This is a genomic window from Mastigocladopsis repens PCC 10914, from assembly GCF_000315565.1.
Lineage (GTDB): Bacteria > Cyanobacteriota > Cyanobacteriia > Cyanobacteriales > Nostocaceae > Mastigocladopsis > Mastigocladopsis repens.
This window is the reverse complement of sequence record NZ_JH992901.1, coordinates 1290338-1309208: the sequence shown is the minus strand read 5'-3', so window position 1 is coordinate 1309208 and position 18871 is coordinate 1290338. Positions and strand designations below refer to the sequence as shown.

13 protein-coding genes are annotated in these 18871 nt (G+C 44.9%); 6 read left to right on the top strand and 7 right to left on the bottom strand.

Annotated elements, in window-relative coordinates; genetic code table 11:
* Positions 1-40 precede the first annotated feature (40 nt).
* The 3 genes from MAS10914_RS0108070 to MAS10914_RS0108060 all read left to right on the top strand — a co-directional run bounded on the left by MAS10914_RS0108070 (position 41) and on the right by MAS10914_RS0108060 (position 4959).
* Positions 41-2374 (top strand): protein phosphatase 2C domain-containing protein, encoded by a 2334-nt coding sequence (locus MAS10914_RS0108070; RefSeq protein ID WP_017315412.1) that lies wholly within the window; start codon positions 41-43, stop codon positions 2372-2374.
* A 198-nt stretch (positions 2375-2572) separates the two neighbouring features.
* Positions 2573-4162: a CHAT domain-containing protein gene (locus MAS10914_RS0108065; protein ID WP_017315411.1), complete on the top strand. Its 1590-nt coding sequence runs from the start codon at positions 2573-2575 to the stop codon at positions 4160-4162.
* A gap of 149 nt (positions 4163-4311) precedes the next feature.
* Positions 4312-4959 (top strand): hypothetical protein, encoded by a 648-nt coding sequence (locus tag MAS10914_RS0108060; RefSeq protein WP_017315410.1) that lies wholly within the window; start codon positions 4312-4314, stop codon positions 4957-4959.
* Positions 4960-5214: 255 nt separating this feature from the next.
* Here the strand turns inward: MAS10914_RS0108060 and MAS10914_RS0108055 are convergent, their stop codons facing one another.
* The 7 genes from MAS10914_RS0108055 to MAS10914_RS0108015 all read right to left on the bottom strand — a co-directional run bounded on the left by MAS10914_RS0108055 (position 5215) and on the right by MAS10914_RS0108015 (position 14640).
* On the bottom strand, positions 5215-6615 hold the full coding sequence (locus tag MAS10914_RS0108055; protein WP_017315409.1) for a PrsW family glutamic-type intramembrane protease: 1401 nt from the start codon (positions 6613-6615) through the stop codon (positions 5215-5217).
* A 221-nt stretch (positions 6616-6836) separates the two neighbouring features.
* Positions 6837-7439 (bottom strand): DJ-1/PfpI family protein, encoded by a 603-nt coding sequence (locus MAS10914_RS0108050; RefSeq protein ID WP_017315408.1) that lies wholly within the window; start codon positions 7437-7439, stop codon positions 6837-6839.
* Between the two features lie 195 nt (positions 7440-7634).
* Positions 7635-8087, bottom strand: a complete 453-nt coding sequence (locus tag MAS10914_RS0108045; RefSeq protein ID WP_017315407.1) for a nitrate reductase associated protein — start codon at positions 8085-8087, stop codon at positions 7635-7637.
* A 26-nt stretch (positions 8088-8113) separates the two neighbouring features.
* Entirely contained in the window at positions 8114-8560 is a 447-nt protein-coding gene (locus MAS10914_RS0108040; protein WP_017315406.1) for a phosphate-starvation-inducible PsiE family protein, read from the bottom strand.
* A 136-nt stretch (positions 8561-8696) separates the two neighbouring features.
* The gene (locus tag MAS10914_RS0108035) at positions 8697-10922 is read right to left on the bottom strand and encodes a molybdopterin oxidoreductase family protein (protein WP_017315405.1); all 2226 of its coding nucleotides are present in this window, start codon (positions 10920-10922) and stop codon (positions 8697-8699) included.
* A gap of 495 nt (positions 10923-11417) precedes the next feature.
* Positions 11418-12920, bottom strand: a complete 1503-nt coding sequence (locus tag MAS10914_RS0108025) for a NarK family nitrate/nitrite MFS transporter (protein WP_017315403.1) — start codon at positions 12918-12920, stop codon at positions 11418-11420.
* 121 nt (positions 12921-13041) lie between these two features.
* Positions 13042-14640, bottom strand: coding sequence for a ferredoxin--nitrite reductase (locus tag MAS10914_RS0108015; protein WP_017315401.1), 1599 nt, complete (start codon positions 14638-14640; stop codon positions 13042-13044).
* 550 nt (positions 14641-15190) lie between these two features.
* On the opposite strand from MAS10914_RS0108015, the gene MAS10914_RS0108010 reads away from it, so the two are divergent.
* The 3 genes from MAS10914_RS0108010 to MAS10914_RS0108000 all read left to right on the top strand — a co-directional run bounded on the left by MAS10914_RS0108010 (position 15191) and on the right by MAS10914_RS0108000 (position 18841).
* The gene (locus MAS10914_RS0108010) at positions 15191-16414 is read left to right on the top strand and encodes a HEAT repeat domain-containing protein (RefSeq protein WP_017315400.1); all 1224 of its coding nucleotides are present in this window, start codon (positions 15191-15193) and stop codon (positions 16412-16414) included.
* Positions 16415-16720: 306 nt separating this feature from the next.
* Entirely contained in the window at positions 16721-17671 is a 951-nt protein-coding gene (locus MAS10914_RS0108005; RefSeq protein WP_017315399.1) for a LysR family transcriptional regulator, read from the top strand.
* A gap of 78 nt (positions 17672-17749) precedes the next feature.
* On the top strand, positions 17750-18841 hold the full coding sequence (locus MAS10914_RS0108000; protein WP_033365708.1) for an anthranilate phosphoribosyltransferase family protein: 1092 nt from the start codon (positions 17750-17752) through the stop codon (positions 18839-18841).
* Positions 18842-18871 lie beyond the last annotated feature (30 nt).

Genomic DNA, 18871 nt, shown 5'->3' with positions numbered 1-18871 from the left:
TGTTGAAAAAAATGCCAATCTGCCGATCAGTGCGAAGATTATGGAAAATGACGCGGCGACGCTCTACTGTCCAAATGAACTTTGTCAAGCTCCAAACCCGCTTACACACAAGTTCTGCCAGCGATGCTCCACACCCCTACCAAAACGTTTCCTTTGGGCTGTGGCAGATGGGCAGAACCTGGCTAACTCGGGAGAATTATTAGGCGATCGCTATTTGGTCATCAGCAAGGCGCTGCTTTTAGATACCAAGCCTGGTTTATTACCCCAAACGCCAGATGTAGAGCATTTACAGGCAATCAAACCTTATTTGCGGCTATTTCCCTACCGCTTGCATGTACCGCAAGTGTATGGAGTGTTACCTCTGGTTAACGGCATCTCTAAGAAAGAAATATTACTTTTAGAAAAACCTCCGCTTTGTGTCCTGGATAGTACAACTTCTTTAGAAGTGCAGCTCGAGAGTGAGTTAACCACTGCTTGGTCGAGGGCAACATCAATGCGGCAACTCAACTGGCTGTGGCAGATGGCTCATTTGTGGCAACCTCTAGTAAGTGAAGGCGTAGCCTCGAGCTTACTTAACCCAGAGTTAGTCAGGGTAGAAGGATCGTTGGTACGCTTGTTGGAATTACGTTATGACAATCAAACTTCCCCTGGGTTCCCCCAACTTGGGAAATTTTGGCAGCAGTTACAACCAGAAGCCAAAGGGGCAATCGCCGAATTTTTGAGTGAAATTTGCCGTTCTCTGATGGCGGGAGAGATAAATTCTGGGGAGCAACTTGTTGCAGTTTTAGATAAAGGGTTGGCAGAAGTCGGGCAATCGCAAACACCCACGATCAAAATTGCTACCAAGAGCGATACCGGACCTAGTCGCCAACGTAATGAAGATGCTTGTTATCCCCCGAGTGGCAGCGTTATCAGCAAACCACCTCAGCCTACAGTTCTAGCTATCGTTTGTGACGGCATTGGCGGACACGAGGGAGGCAATGTCGCATCAAATTTAGCCATTGAAACCATCCAGCAGCAGCTGAATGACCTGACACAATTGCCCTCTGACGATAGAGACCCAGCAATTCTACTTGGGGACTTAGAAAGGGCAGCCGCATCTGCTAACGACAAAATCAGCCAGCGCAACGACAACGAACATCGGCAGGGGCGTCAACGCATGGGCACAACCCTAGTCATGGCATTGCCCATTGCCCACCAAATGTACATTGCCCACGTTGGTGATAGTCGTGCTTACTGGATTACACGCCACGGCTGCTATCAAGTGACTATAGATGACGATGTTGCCTCCCGCGAGGTACGGTTGGGCTATGCCACATACCGGGATGCAGTACAACAGGGAGCATCTGGGTCTTTGGTGCAAGCATTGGGCATGAATGCCAGCAATTCATTGCATCCGACGGCACAACGGTTTATTCTCGACGAAGACTGCGTTTTCCTACTGTGTTCTGACGGGTTGAGTGACTTTGACCGCGTGGAGCAATATTGGGAGACAGAAATTTTACCAATCCTTACCGAGAAAACTGATGTAGCAAATGCAATAGAAACTTTATTAGAAATTGCCAATAATCAAAATGGGCACGATAATGTCACGATCGCTCTAGTACACTGCCAAGTAAAATACTCAGAACCAAAATCAACCCTCAAAACCGTCCTTAGTGACCTCTCCTCAATACAAGCAGCTTCAGCCTCTAACAGATCACCAAGAACGGCACAAGCCACACTAAACCTTCGCCAAAACCAGAAAACTCGCGTCGTCCCAACCAGCAAGCCCGCCAAAGGTCTAAACGTGCCGCTACAGCTGTTTGTGATTTTACTGCTGTTTGTGGCAAGTGGTGTAATGGGATACTTGTGGCGCCTGGGATTGCTACCTATCCCGAAATTCCCTGCTTCTTTTCCGATAGGAAGTCCTACGAACGGCGCACCATCTGCGCTGCCACCTTTGACCAGTGGTTCTCCTAGCAGTTCGGGCAATTCTGATGTGAATCCAAAACGGGTGCTTGTGGCAAACAGCGAAATAACATTCAGCAACCGTATCGCCCAAAGAGGTAGTGTTTTGCAGATTATCGACACTCCTAAAACACCAGTCGTTCCCGAACAGGCAAATCAAGAAACTTGGGTACACTTACGGGTCTGCTCAATTATAGGGGGAGCAAGTTCATCAAACTCACAAACAACTTCTTCTACAGTTAAAAAACCTTTACTCAGCCCAGGAGATGAAGTCGGAATTCCATTCTCCAAATTTCAATCATTGAATGTCCGCACAGCTGAATCAAGTGTGGCAAACCAATGTCAACCACCACAAGATACTTCTATCCCCCCTGTTGAAGAATCAGCAGCCCAGTCTAAGCCAACGTCTGTGCCTAAGGAGTGAGGTATTAAAATCGGTGACACCCGTTAGCTCAACAGCAGCACTGCGTCAAAAACTCGATAAACTGATAGAAGCCTGAAATAATACAGGTAAGTACTTTAAATAAAAAACTCGAAAGGCAAAAATTGTTGCCTTTTAAAATTTCTATTTTAAATTAATTATTTGATTTTACCTTTTGGATTAACTAAGATTAACGAATCCATGCCATCCCTTAACCTGGCGATCGCCCGTCTCGTCAACACCGGCACTGACAGTTTCGCCATTTGGGTGGTGAATGCTCCCTATCCCAGTGGCTATGTTCTGCATGATTGTGTATGGCTTCCACATCTGTCTCAAGCATGGCTTGAGTGGCAGCAAATGTTTGCTGGTCACAGCCGCTTGGATATTTCCCCAAGAGGAACCCCCAAAGAGGCAAATCCTCTGCCTCTAGATTTTGTTGTACCAACTTCCGGTCAGACAACCAGTTACAGCAGCCGTCTCATGCAATACTTGGGCATTAGCTTGTGGAGTTGGGTATTTGACGGACCAATTCTTAATAGCTTTGAACGCAGTCGTGGGATTGCTATGGGTCAGCATACACGTTTGCGCGTGCTACTGGAAATTCGTGACCCAGATCTGATTGCTCTGCCTTGGGAAATCATGCAGCGCGAACCTGGTCAATCTGCCATTTCTCTGTCGCAACACATCCTATTTAGTCGTACTACAAGTGAAGTCGAACCCCTACCGTATTTACGATCAGACCAGGCGTTAAACATACTGCTGGTTTTAGGTGAAGAGGAAAAGCAGCTGCAACTTGAACAAGAAGCCGCTATCCTAGAACAAACCCTTTCCAATGGCTCTGTTGTAGCTAACAATTACGGTGCCTGTGCACCCTGTATGGTACACACTCTCCTACAACCAACTCCACAGGAGTTGATTCAACAGCTAGAAACCAAGGCATACAACGTCTTGTTTTACGCTGGTCACGGTCAGAAAGGACCAGACGGAGGGTTACTGTTTTTGCGACCGGGTATGACCCTCAACGGGATGGAATTAGCCCAAGTTTTGACCCGTACTGGTGTGAAACTGACAGTTTTCAACGCTTGTTGGGGAGCACAGCCGGATGCTGTTCATCACCAGGCTATGGCCCACAGTAGTTTAGCAGAAGTGCTCATTCGTCAAGGTGTGCCTGCGGTTTTGGCGATGCGTGATGAAATAGCACCTCATGAAAGCCACACTTTTATTCACGCCTTTGCTGGTGCTTTGCGAAAGCGATTGCCAATTGATGAAGCTGTTGCCGAAGCAAGGCAACAACTCCTGGCACTTTACAAGTTCAATCAACCCGCTTGGACATTGCCGATTCTCTACCTACATCCAGACTACAATGGAGAAATTATCAGAAGTTTTGATGAGGGGATTACAGAACTACCAGAAACGTCTATTCCTGGGATCGCTTCAATGCTTCCTCATGCTTGTTTGCGATCGCTATTACTAGGGGGGAAAACCTGGTCATTGCGACCTGGTGTCACTCGCATTGGTCGCACGGCAGACAACGATATTGTGATTCCAGAACCTTCGGTTTCAAAACGCCACGCTGAGATATTATGTCGGAATACTCTGACAGAAGGTTCCCCTGTACGAACCTATTACCTGCAAGATTTATCCACCTACGGTACAACTTGGGTTTTGCAAGCTAATGATTGGCAACAAATCCATCGTCAGGAAGTCCCTTTACACTCCGGCATGCAGTTAAAGTTTGGTAGTACGAAAAGTCAACCTTGGGTGTTCATCATTGAACATGCCTCGGTTTAAGGTTTGTTAGAAGAATGGATTTTCCCACCTGAGCTTAACCGAATAAACCAGCAGTTTTTGGTAGAACAGCATTCTTTTTGCGGAAAAAAGATTCTGGCAGCTGTAGCTGTCAATACCGCTACTAAATAATTATTAATCGGGAGCGACACATGGCTAAGAAAACCAACGGTTCAGAAACTTCTAATTCTATACCGTCTCAAGTAGAATTAGAGCTTTTAGAGGTTCTGCTGGCAGCAGATGATGAGACATATCCTTGGAATCCTGCAGATGAAGAATCAGAAAACTATTTTGCACAAATAGAACAGCAGTTCCAGTTGGAGGATGTCCTTGATGAAGAACTGACAACACGCTCACAAGCTTTTTACAATCGCCTAGACACTCTTTGGTCTAATAATTTCAATTCAAAACACTACAAGTGTAATACAAAACCTTCTGTCTTAGCGACTCTTCAAAAAAATTTACATGCTGGTTTTCCTGCTAGTGTGCCTCAAGATTGGATAACCGCAATTGCCCAGAAAGCTGCAGAGATTTTTAGTTCAGGACAATCTAAAGGCGAGCAACTGGTTGAGTGTGTTCAATCTGTATTACCGAATTGGGAAACAGATGACCTTTTGGTAATGGCGCGTCCTTTTGCCTACGCCATGAGAAGCGGCGAACGGCAAAACGTAAATTCTGTGGTCGATAATGTTGGCAATCGTGAGTGGACAAATTTATCAGAAATCGAGAAGGCAAAAGTTAGTTTAGCAGTTGCTTATCAAGCGCTCAATCAGCTAGATAACTTTCAGGAGGAAGCCTAATAACTGCTTTGTGTTTGCTGCTTTAATTCCGTTGTGCCTGCAAGCGGCAATTTTGTTGCTTATCTCATCTCAAAATGCAGAGATTTTCTTGTTTCTCATGTAGACTTAGTGAGTCCCAAACCGAGCATCATCTATCTAAAGACATAAAAACCAAGTTGAGAGCAGCAATAATAGCCGCTTGTGGATTGAAGAATGAATGATGAATGAATCATTCGTCCTGTTATCTCCCTGATCTTCCTCATCTCCTCGCACTCTTTACTTAGGACCGAGAAAACGGGTAGCGAAATTTTGTGATCGGTTTGGTGAAAGCGCCCTAGCTTTAAGAATAGCTGCCATCAAAAAGGCGTAAGATAGCACCCCAACAATCACCAACAGCAAACCGTTGATCACTCCCGTTACGTTCCACAAAGCGTGTAGTCCGGCTGCTGTCAGATAACCAACTAGCAAAATCTGCCAACTTTTAGAAGGCTTAAGTACAGCTAACCCGATAAAATATCCCAGATATCCACTGTAAGCCATGTGTCCGGCAACAGAACCGAGAATTCGTGGAATCAGTAGTTGCAAACCCACAAGTTGACCAGTTCCTAATCCCGACTGTGCTGAAACACTTTGAGTAATAGTTGGCACATATTGTCCCAGCGTTTCTAATAGGGTAAAGCCTACAGCAGAAGCCGTTCCCAGCAGAATACCATCAAGAGGTTCGGCGACACCGATACGTTCCCGCCACGGCGAGCGTAGTCCCTTACCAATGAGAAACGCCGCGAGTACAGGTATTGCCTTCAGTAATTCCTCCATCAAGCCTGCGCCAAAAAACATTCGCATCAGCAACTCTGTGAAGGTGATAGATTCCTGTTCTGAAGGCTGGCTCCCCGGTAAGAGAACGCGAAACACAAAGATAAACAAGTCTAATACGGGAGTGAGCAAAATCACCGACGTCGCCAACGCCGACGCAAACAGCACCCACCAAGGCTTTGGCTTACCACATAACTGGTAAATAAAGTAGTAAGCAGCGGAAGCGATATAAATGGCGACAATGACTTGATTTGCTTGTGGTTGACCGACTGTAGCAAACATCAGGACCACAAAGATAACTGTGAGCATTCCCGGGATCAGGTAAGCTTTACGAGTTAAATCCTTGCCAGTAGAAATAATGGGAAACAGCTGAGTGAAGCTCAAAGAATCTGGTGGTTTTGGGGGAGGTTGATAATACGCCGAGGTTGGTGTTGGATAACTATTCGCTGGGGGAAGCGGTATAGCTGCTGCTGGGGCGATCGCAGTCGCTTGTTGATAGTTGAGTTCACACTCAAAAACAAATTGTGGACCATCATGACCCAGAGTAATGTAATCTCCGCTCATCAATTGCTGACAACCCTGCAACCGTTGTCCGTTCAAGTAGGTGCCATTGGCACTATTCAAATCACAGATTAACCAACTATCTTCCGCATCTGGGGATGAAGAGAGAGGACGAACCGCCGCATGACGACGAGAGACCATGCGGTATAACATGGCATCCAACACAAGTTGGCAGCTGGGATCACGTCCAATGACTACCTCTTGACTGGGGAGCAGCGAGTAGCTAGTTTCTGCTCCAAAAGACGCTCCAATACCAGACACTTGCCGCAGGATTGCATTCTGTCTTGCGTTTTTGCCTGTCATCAAGTTACAGGGTGTTTCTAAACTATTTCTTAAAACAATTTGGCAGTAGGACTTAACCGTAGCCACAACAGCAGAATTGCTAAATCCACTATAGCTTCAGTCACTGCTTATCAATGAGAAATTAAAAAAATCAAAATAAACCCAGAGTTTACATAATTTAAGAAAAGGCAGCTATGCTGAAGAAATATCGCTTAGGTACTTCTGCCTTGTCCTTGTCAAAACTAAAGAGCAGCAGCCATTTCCAGATGCTCAATCTTCGTGCCAAGTAGCTTGAGAAATTCTGCCAACCAAAGGGGATGAGCAGGCCACGCTGGTGCTGTTACTAAATTACCATCAACGACGACCTCATCGGCTGGGACATCCATGTAGGTGCCGCCTGCACGCCACACATCGGGACTACAGGCAGGGTAAGCAGTACACTTCTTACCTTGCAGAACATCAGCCGCAGCCAATAACTGCAAACCGTGGCAAATAGCAGCAATGGGTTTGTTTGCGTGGGCAAAGTGGCGGGTGATTTCTAGCACCTTGCTATTGAGGCGAATATATTCAGGTGCGCGTCCTCCAGGAATGACCAAGGCATCATATGTTTCTGCTTTAACCTCCGCAAGAGAGGCATTGAGAGTAAAATTGTGACCAGGTTTTTCGCTGTAAGTTTGGTCCCCTTCAAAATCGTGGACAGCAGTTCTCACTTTTTCTCCAGCTTTTTTATCCGGACAAACTGCATGAACCGTATGTCCCACCATTTGCAAAGCTTGGAAGGGAACCATTACCTCGTAGTCTTCTACATAGTCCCCAACGAGCATCAAAATTTTTTTAGCTGCCATTTTTTTTAGTCATATTAGTCATAAATTATTAGTAAATAATAATTTGTATTTGGATGTGTTAGATGTAATATCCTAAAATTTTTTTCAAATGGCAATACTTTTCGCAGTGTAAAATACTACCTAAATAAGTAGTATGAAAGAATTGTAACGTATTTAAAAGTTTTGCACTCAACCATATGTCTTACCAATGACTAATCAAAGCAAATGAAATTCCTTCAAAGCTTTGGGAAAATTTTGATTTTCATGTCCAGGACGGCTAAGTTTAATCAGGGCAAAACGTTGTAAGGGAGTTAATTCTGCCCACTGTTGAGGCGAAAGGGTGACATTAAATTCTTGGGCTTTTTCCTGAATATTGATTGGGACAGTGTTAGCATCCGCCCACGCGGGATGCGGTTCAATGGGCAGCGGGGCAGGTAGTGTACCAGTATGTTGTAGAATTAGATTCTGAAGATATTCTTTGTATGCTTGAATTTCGGCTTCCGTAGTGCAAGGTAATTGGACCAAAGCTTCACGCTCACCTATAGTCAAATGGCTCCAATCAGATAACTTTAACTTGATGCCAGAAGTATCAAGTTTGCATCTCACCTGCATAGGAATACAACGCAGGGAATCAACAAAATCCGCTTCAAATTGAAAAAACTCTACCATAGTATTCTATTTATTATTTGATATGTTTATTTATTACTAGTACGAATTATCAAATAACTAATTGATAAGGCGAGAATGGCAATTCCTAGACCAATGATATCAATCCCTGTCACTTTTTCTAAATCAAGAATAATAATTTTTCTAGCTACAGCAATTAGGGAAGTAACAATAACTAATTCAACTTGTAAAACGTGTTTTTTGAGATAACCAGTGATATTTTCTAAAATTTCTAAAGCAATTAAAATATTCAAAAATAAACCAAAAACTTTATACAATGTTATATTAAACTTCCCATATGATGTAACAAATAATTCTTTAAACAGAAAAACTGCTAAATCCGCAATTGATACCAAAATTACCAGCACCATCAAAAGAGATAGAACTTTGGAAACTATCACCTCTATATTTTCAATGAGGTGCATAAAGTTCTCATCCTTGTTGGCTTCTGTAATTCGCTTGAGTATTTTTCTCATCTGCCGCACCCCATTCTAGAGTAATCGGGACTGGGCACTGGGAACTGCCAAAGTCAAAAGTTAACAGGCAAAAGAAAGAGTTTTTTAATTTTTACTTTCCTAATCCCCATGCCCCCAATCCCTAATACCCAGCAGCTTACCATTCTAAGGGTTGCAGTTGATAATCATTAACTTTTAACTCAACAGTAACTGGCACTAACTGTACCGCACAAGCTTTTAATTCCGGTTGCCCAGAGCCAGGGCAAGATTCTGGATGAGTGAGGGCGTTGGCTTCGGCATTGTCTGCCCAAAGCGTACCCCAGTGCATTGGGACAAACACCGTACCGGGAGCAATTGCTCTTGTCACTTTTGCTGGGAACCTAGCTTTTCCCCGACGCGATCGCACTTCCACCAACTGATTTTCTGCAATTCCCAACCCAGCAGCATCACGGGGATGAATCTCAATAAACGGTTCGGGATGCAAGGAGCGAGTTTTTTCAATTCGACCGGTACGTGTCTGGGTGTGCCAATGCCCATAAAGTCGCCCATTCGTCAGGACAAAAGGATAATTAGGATCTGGTGGTTCTGCCAATCCCCGCGAGTGATATGCTGCAAAGCGAGCGCGTCCATCTGGGGTATGAAAGCGCAAATCTGTGTAAAGCCTTTTGGAGTGAGGGGGATGAGGAGGATGAGGAGGCGAAACTGCTCCCTCATCTTCCCCACCTCCCTCTTCCGGGTGGGGCCACTGAGTGGGACCTTGCGCCCGTAATTGCTCGTGACTGATACCCGTCATATTGCAAGGGCGATCGCGAGTCAGTTTGACAAACTCAGCGTAAACTTCAGATGAGTTGGCAAAGGCAAACTCTTGGACAAAACCAAGCCTGCGACCAACTTCTGCAAAGATTTCCCAATCTGCTTTAGCTTCTCCAGGAGGTTGACGAAATGCTGGACATAGCGTTACCACTCGTTCCGAATTGGTCATGACACCAGTTTTCTCACTCCATTGCGCAGCTGGTAGCAGAACGTGAGCATAAGCAGCGGTTTCTGTGGGGTAGTAGGCGTCTTGGTAGATGGTAAAAGGCGATCGCAACAACGCCCTCTTAGTCCTCTCCAAATCCGGCATACTTACAGCAGGATTCGTTGCTGCAACCCACAGTAACCCCACAGTTCCATTTTCCAGCCCAACAATCATGTCCCAAGCGGTCAGACCTGGATTGGGCGAAATTTGTCCTGGCTTAAGCCCCCAAATCTGCTCAACTTCCGCGCGGTGTTGAGGGTTTTTCACCACCCGATAACCAGGTAATAAGTGCGATAAACCTCCAGCTTCCCTTCCTCCCATAGCGTTTGGCTGACCTGTGAGGGAGAAAGGTCCTGCGCCTGGCTTGCCAATTTGTCCGGTCATCAGGTGCAGGTTAATAATAGTTCTCACCTTAGCCGTGCCTTCTGAGGATTGATTGACACCCATTGACCACAGAGAAAGCACCCGTTTAGATTGACCCCAGTACTTGGCTGCTGTTTCTAAATCTTCAATGCTGATCCCACATTGACGAGCCACCACTTCGGGAGGATAGTGGCGAATCACCTCAGCGTATGCAGGAAAATTGCTGGTACAGTCGTCCATAAACAAAGTATCTATGTAACCCCAACGCATCAACAAGTGAGCGATACCGTTCAACAAGTCGATATCTGTACCAGGACGAATGGCTAAATGGAGGTCAGCGGCTTCTGCGGTCTGTGTCCGACGGGGATCGACCACAATCATTTTGACTTTGCGGTTCTTTTTGTGGTACTTCTCCAATCTGTTGAAAAGAATCGGGTGACATTCAGCCGTATTGGTGCCAATTAAAAACGCACAGTCAGTTAACTCTAAGTCTTCATAACAGCATGGGGGACCATCCGCGCCAAAGCTTTGAATGTAGCCAGCCACAGCACTGGACATACATAAGCGCGAGTTAGCATCAAAATTATTGCTCCTCAGACACCCTTTGAGGAGTTTTTGAGCTATGTAGTAGTCTTCGGTTTGAAACTGCCCAGAACCATACATACATATGGCTTCTGGTCCAGTGGTAAAGCGCACGGTTTGAATGCGTTTGACGATGATATTAAAAGCTTCATCCCAACTGACGCGCCGAAACTCCTGATCCAAAGAGTCTCGTACCATTGGGTAGTGGAGTCTGTTTTTGTCTAACGACTCTGCGATCGTCGCGCCTTTGACGCAAATCATGCCCTGACTCGATGGATGCGCTTTGTCGCCTCTCACCCGCCAAATTGGATTTCCTTGGCTATCTCGATGAGTCGCTTTGCCTAGTTGCGCTGGCGGAGAAACTTCTAGTCCACAGCCAACACCACAGTAAGGACAGAGGGTTTTGGTAATTTCAGTCATGGTAACTGCACCATGTTCATAAATTGTTTAAATGTTTGGTTTGTAAAAGAGCCGTTCCAGCTAATTACTATGTTTTTAAACCTTGTTTATTCAGTTGATAGCACTGGCAAAATTCTGGAGATTCTGGTTGAAAAAAACTGAAACTTTAAGGTTTCAGTTTTACTTAATCTAGTTAGCTTATTGTTAACTAGTCTTTGCTAAGGTATTTCTACTTGATTAAATATTAAAATTGCTATAAAAAATGTTTTTCCTGATACAGAAGCTCATGTTTTATTATTTTATTAACCTATTTTTATGATGGGATTTATTTCAACCATTAATTATTTTTATTAAGGAAAATCACTTGTATTCAACGCGTACAAAATCATGTTTTTGGTGACTCTTCTAAAAAAGAGTAGTTTGGAATAATAAACCACAGATGAACACAGATAAACACAGATGTTTTATCTGCGTTTATCTGCGTTTATCTGCGGTTCTAATAACCCTTATTTCATTTTATTCTTCTGCTAAGATTGTGGGTTTTTGAGTTGCGGTTTCTGGCTGTTCACCTTCATAGGCAGCAGCAAATGAATCCTTTGGTTCTTTGAGGAAGAAGGCACACATAAAAGCACAAATCAGAGCGGATATACCCATTGTGGTAAACAGCATTGGTGCGTCGGTTAAGCTGAAAATTGTCAGATAAACGACAGCTCCAAAATTCCCATAAGCTCCCACATTGCCTGCAATTTGTCCGGTAGCTTCCTTTTTAATTAAGGGTACAATGCCGTAGGTTGCACCGCAACCAGCCTGAGCAAAGTAGGCAGCAAGCATAGTGACGGCAATTGCGACTGGAAGAGACCAACTGCCGTTAATATAATGTGCCATCAAATAGCTAACTCCAATGCCAGCAGAGATAATAGTCATTGTCCATTTACGGGAGCCAAATTTATCAGAAATTAAACCTCCACTGGGACGAGAAATTAAGTTTAAAAAGGGATAAGTGGCGGCAATCATCCCAGCTATCACGTGTTCTAAACCAAAAGTTTTTTCAAAAAACGCAGGCAACATGGAAACGGCAGCAAGTTCAGAACCAAAGTTAGTTACATAAGTAAATTCAAGTAAAGCAACTTGACTAAACTGATAGCGTTCGGAGGGAGCGTAAGTTTTTTTGCCAATCAGAAGTTCTTTGTTGACCTGCCAAGCTTTATATGTTTGGTAAGCAAACAATCCTGCTAACAGCACCCAAACCAGATACATTTGAGTCAGATTTAAAAAATGAATATTCTTTTGCTCCAAGCGCCAAGCTAATAAACCCAAGGCGAAAATTAAACCAAAATTCGAGACAATCATCGCCCAGAAACTTTTGACACTGGTCACTTCCAGGGCACCATTTTTCTTGGGTCGCTTGTAGACTTTGCCAGGAGGTGTGTCTTGGACGCTGTTGAAATAAATCACGCCGTAGATAGCAGCAATAATCCCTGTGAGGGCGATCGCAAACCGCCAGTTAGAAGCGCCACCAGTCATAAAGCTAGCAGCAACTGCAATTGTCGGTAGGGTAAACTCTGCCCCGAAAGCACCAAAGTTGCCCCAACCGCCATAAATGCCTTGGGCAATTCCAATCTCCTTTGGTGGAAACCATTCCGACACCATCCGAATTCCTACCACAAACCCAGCGCCAACAATTCCCATCAGCAGACGACTGATGACGAGATGGTTAAAATTCTGCGACAGCGCTGTCGCAAAACAGGGAACAGCAGTAAAAATCAGCAGTATTGAGTAGGTAATCCTCGGACCAAAACGATCTAGAAGCATACCAATGATCAGCCGCGCGGGAATTGTCAGGGCAAGGTTGCAGATGCCCAAAGTTTTAATTTGCTCAGGTGCCAGATTAAGTTGCTTGCCAATGGTTGTCGCAAAGGGAGCAAAGTTAAACCAACAAACAAAGGTGAGAAAGAAAGCAAGCCAAGAGAGATGCAAGATGCGATAGCGACCGTTGAATGAAAATAATCCTTTAAGCATTGAGCTTCCCCAAAAAATTGAAAAATTGCATAAGTAAACTCACGGGCAATGGTGCAATTGCCCAAATTGGTACTTGCCTCGTAGTAAGCGCTTGAGCGCTTACTACTAACCCATTACCCATTCAAACTGTGACTGCTTCTCGTAAGCGTGCGCCAAAATGTTCAATCAGCAGTTCGCGTAATACTGGTAGCAAGTCTTCGCAGGGAATGCCTTTAGTAACACAAATTCCCAAATGTGCGTCTTTGCCAACTTTGCCGCCCATGTAAATATCAACCCCATCGACAGCTTTACCATTTTTGCGAGCTTTGGTTCCCATCAAGCCGATATCTGCAACTTGCGGCTGTCCGCAGGAGTTAGGGCAACCGGTCCAGTGAATTCGCACAGGATGAGTGAGTTCGACTTCCGCTTCCAATGCTTTTATTATTGCCAAAGCGCGGTTTTTAGTTTCTATTAAGGCAAAGTTACAAAATTGCGCGCCTGTGCAAGAGACTAGCGCTCTTGTCAATGGGGCGGGGTTTATTGTAAACCTGTTAAGCAGAGGGTCTATTAAAAATGTTGCCAGTCGCGAGTCAGGAATGTTGGGGATCAAAAAGTTTTGCTCAACTGAGAACCGGATTTCGCCGCTACCGTAAACTTCCGCCAGACGGGCAATTTCAAACATATCCTCGGCATACAACCGACCAACAGGAACGTGCAGCCCTACGTAGTTTAATCCTGGTTGTTTTTGTTTGTATACCCCGATGTGGTCGCGTTTTTCCCAGTCGATTTCATCATGCGCTGCTGCGCTGATCAATGACTTACCAAGTTGCTTTTCGACTTCTGCGCGGAACTTTTCTATTCCCCATTCGTCAATTAACCACATCAAACGGGATTTTTGCCGATTGGCGCGTAAACCGTGGTCACGAAAAACTTCTAAAACTGCTCTGCACAAAGCGACGACATCCTCTGGAGGTACCCAAGCATTTAAGGGAATAGCCGCCTCACAGCGCTTGGCAGAAAAGAACCCACCGACGAGAACATTAAACCCAAATCGACGTGAGGAAGATTCTTTCCCCCCTTCCCCTATTCCCCCACTCCCCCTCTCCTTTTGGAAGGCGGGAACGAAAGCCAAATCGTTGATTTCTGCGTGAACTGAATTATCCCGTCCACCAGTAATCGCAATGTTAAACTTGCGTGGCAGGTTGGTAAACTCAGGGTTGCCAACACCATTGTTGGTGATCATCTCTTGAATTTGTTGCACCAACTCTCGCGTGTCGAACAATTCATCTGCATCTAACCCTGCTACTGGATCACCTGTAATGTTGCGGACATTATCCATCCCGGACTGCACGGTAGTTAAGCCAACCGCACGAAATTTATCAAAGATATTTGGTAAATCTTCTATTCGGATGCCTCGCAGTTGGATATTCTGTCTGGTAGTAATATCAGCGCAGCCGTCGTCACCGTAACGCTGCACCACTTCAGCTAGCACGCGCATTTGCTCGCAACTGAGAATACCATTAGGCATCCGCATCCGCATCATAAACTTACCCGGAGTGACTGGACGAAAAAACACGCCCACCCACTTTAGCCGATGGTCGCGGTCAGTTTCATCCATAGCCTCCCAGCCAAGAGAGGCAAATTTTTCTATCTCCGCTTTAACGGCAAGTCCATCTTTTTCTGCCTTGAATTTCTCAAACTTGTTTAAGCTGGCTGTGGTGGTAGTTGCTGGGTCTGTCATGAGCTGAACTCAATTGCAAAGTGCTAATTCCAGAAAACTTGTGCAGGTCGTTGCTCAACATCAACTTGTCACCTCATAACACCTGGTTTTTATGGGTTTATGAGGTCTATAGTAGAAAAAAAGTGTATTTTTTGGTGTTTACATACTTGCCACAGCAATCCGTTCAGAATTGTGAACTTGCCTGTTATGACTGATAGTGGATAGTGGATAGTGGGAAACAACTACCAACTAACTACTAACAGCCCAAACGCAAAATTTCACAAATGAAATGAGATTCCTGTAGGAACAATCTGTTTCTGCGCCGTTTGGATGCAGATTGTGTAATTGTTCTTTGTATCCTTACCTTAAGGTTGCAAAGCCATTTAAATCGTATATTTGGTTACGAAATTTTAGGTAAGTTGATGAAAATGTATCAAACTGATGCAATTTTTGCATAAAAATTAGCACAGAAGGGACGCAAAACGCTCTATTTCCGGGAATTGCAGTTAATTTACACAGGAAGGGCAAAATAGTTCTGGTGAAGCAAATCTAGTTGGGAATCAAATAGACTGTGAACAACATCAATCAGCTTCTAGTACAAGCGCAGGCGGCATACGATGCAGCTAATTGGTCATTGCTGATTCAATGCTTGCAACAGTTGACTCAAAAAGAGGATTCAGAACATCTGGAGATAGTTAAAAATCAAGAACATCTGCTGCAACTAGCACTCTCAGTTCTAGACGTAGGGGATTTTCAGCAACGTTGGGAAATTGCTAAGGTGTTCTCCCGCTTAGGAACTATTGCCATCCCCCCCCTGATTGATATTTTAGAAAATGAAGACGCAGACGAAGAGTTGCGCGCTTATGCAGCACGGATTTTGGGGGATTTGAAAAACCCAGATGCGATTGCGTCTTTGGTGGAATTACTGAAAACTAATGAAAGTGAGGAACTTAAGGAGATAGCCGCAGCTGCCCTGGGGCAAATGGGTACTGTTGCTATTGCCCCCCTGAGAGAACTTTTAGCAGAGGAAGAGACTCGGCTGTTAGCAACTCAAATGCTCTCCTACATTCGCCAAAAAGAAACTATCACACCTCTGTTGAGCGTAGTGCAAGATTCTCAAGTTGCTGTGCGTGCTGTAGCGATTGAAGCACTCAGCAGCTTTCATGATGACCGCGTGCAAACAGTGCTTCTTAATGCTTTGAATGATGTTGCTGCCCCAGTTAGGCGGGAAGCTGTACTTGGTTTGGGCGTTCGCCCTGACTTATGCGAAACATTAGATTTGGTGGCGAAACTGCAACCGAGGCTTTATGACATTAACCAAGACGTTTGTTGTGCTGCAGCAGTCGCCCTTTCTAGGATGGGTTGCGATGCTGCGGCACAGCAATTATTTCAGGTTTTGGTGTCGCCCAATACACCAATTCGGCTGCAACTCGAAGTTATCCGCGCTTTAAGTTGGGTAGGGACACTATCCAGCTTAGAGTATCTGCAAACAGCACTTCATCAACTACAATCACTGACTCTATGGCAGGAAATTGTGACCGTTTTGGGGCGAGTCAGCGGTTCGGTGTTAACCGACAAAGCAGCAGAAATTTTGCTAGAAATATTACCGCACAACCATCCAGCAGTTGAGATTGCCAGCATCAGAAGTGCGATCGCCCTGTCTTTGGGGCAGTTAGGGAAAATGCAAGCAATTGATGCATTAATCGAGATGTTGGCAGATCAAGATGCTCAAGTGAGGCTACACGCAAGCGCTGCACTGAGGAAATTAGCTCCCGAAAAAGAGTGGGGGGAGTAGGGGTGATGGGGATACAGCCCCTTGTCTGTTGTCTGCGTATCCTCAAGGTGACTACTTCTGTCATATGTTACATTTTATTAATTTATAGTGTTGGTTTATACGTTTTTTAAGAGAAAAATTACTACTCTTTCGTAGCAGATACGGGGAAATAAACAGTGAAACTACTTATTTTAATGCAAGAGATACACACATCATAACTGTAAAAAAAATTCTTAGCAAAAATGAGATGTAACAAACAGTACTAATTCACGATTGAAAGTACGTTAACTTAATGAAGGCCTTAAGTGTAATTCAGGCTACATCAACATGCGATTAGAGCAGTTGCAAGCCTTTCTGGCGATCTCAGAAACTGGCAGCTTTCAGCGAGCAGCACGAAAATGTGGTGTCACCCAATCGACTATCAGTCGGCAAATTCAGGCTATGGAAGGAGATTTGGGGTTGGAACTCTTTCACAGAACGAGTCAGGCAAAGCTGACATTGGCGGGTGAACGCTTGCTGCCTCGCGCTCGTAAAATTTGCCAAGAGTGGCATAGTGCTACGCAGGAAATAGCTGATTTATTGGCAGGAAAGCAGCCAGAACTTTGTGTAGCGGCGATTCACTCGCTATGTGCCTATTACCTGCCACCAGTTTTGCAAAAATTTTGTCATGATTATCCACATGTACAATTGCGGGTAACATCACTAGGTAGTGATCGGGCATTGAAAGTCCTCAAAGATGGACTAGTGGATTTGGCAATAGTGATGAATAATCGCTTCTTAACAGCTAGTAAAGAAATGATGGTAGAAGTGCTGTACGATGAACCAATAGAAGTTTTGGTTGCGAACAATCACCCGCTAGCGCAATATGAACGCATCCCTTGGTCGGAGTTAATTCGTTATCCCCAAGTTGTATTTAAGGATGGTTACGGGATGCAACGCTTGATCCAGGATAGATTTGATCGCTTAGAAGCCACACTGCAAGCGGCTTTAGAAGTCAATACCCTGGATGCTTTCCGGGGAGTTGTACGCCAAGGAGAACTTGTGGCTATGTTACCGCATTCGGCATTAGTTGAAGCACGTATTGATCCCAGCCTTGCAGTTCGTCCGTTAGCCTGCAACAATAATAGTTCTTTACCCAACAGTTCTAGTTTGACTCGCCAGGTCGTTATGGTCACGACTCAAGACCGACTTCAGATTCCTCCCATTCAACACTTTTGGCAGTTGGTTAGGGACAATGTACCACCGCTATTTCACTCTGTTGCACACTCGGCTTGTTAGCTAATTCGTCATTAGTCATTAGTCATTTGTTATAAATTATAAACTTTTGACAAAGGATAAATGACAAAGGACAAAAATATGAGCAAAGAATTTAGAGATTTATTAAAAAAGGTAGGCAGTGGTGAGCATACTGCGGAGAATTTAACTCGTGCTGAAGCAGCCACAGCAACCAAGATGATGCTGCAGGCAGAAGCAACCCCTGCCCAAATTGGCGCGTTTTTAATTGCTCACCGCATCAAACGTCCAACAGCCCAAGAGTTAGCGGGAATGTTGGATGCATACGATGAACTAGGACCAAAACTACAACCAGTCGCCAGCGAACGACCAGTGATAGTTTTAGGTGTACCTTATGATGGCAGGACTCGTACAGCACCCATCAGCCCCGTAACGGCTTTGCTCTTAGCAGCAAGTGGACAACCAGTGGTTATGCACGGTGGAGATCGTTTGCCCACAAAGTACGGAGTCCCACTGGTAGAGATTTGGCAGGGGTTAGGAGTTGATTGGACTAGACTGTCACTAGAGAAGACTCAGTGGGTGTTTGAGAACACTGGAATTGGCTTTGTTTATACTCCTCAGCATTTTCCCTTAACTAACAAGATCTGGGAGTACCGCGACCAGCTTGGCAAGCGCCCGCCCTTGGCGACAATGGAACTCATCTGGTGCCCTTATGCAGGAAATGCTCATATAGTTGCTGGGTTTGTTCATCCTCCCACAGAAGCATTGTTCCAAGGTACTGTGGCGTTGCGAGGGGTGACACAATTGACAATGGTGAAGGGGTTGGAGGGGAGCTGCGATTTACCCCGCGATCGCACTGCTATTATCGGGCTAGTCACAAGTCCAACACCGGATGAAACAGGCATTGTACCGATAGAACGGTTGCACTTAACGCCTCGTGATTATGGATTTACTACCAAGAATGTACCCCTCGCTAGCACTGAAGAAATGATTGCTGATATGCGGGGGGTATTGGATGGCAAACCCTCCGACCTCATGGAAACAGCCTTGTGGAATGGGGGGTTTTACCTGTGGCGTTGTGGAATTTGTTCTGATCTACGCAAGGGTGTAGCCAAGGCTGAGGAATTGTTAACTAGTGGTATGGTTGCTCAGAAACTGCAAGAACTTTCTCAGGCAGTAAATTCAGTGTCTAGAGCAGTGTTTCAGCCTGCATAAAAGGCTCATCTTCCTCAGCTTGTTACCAGA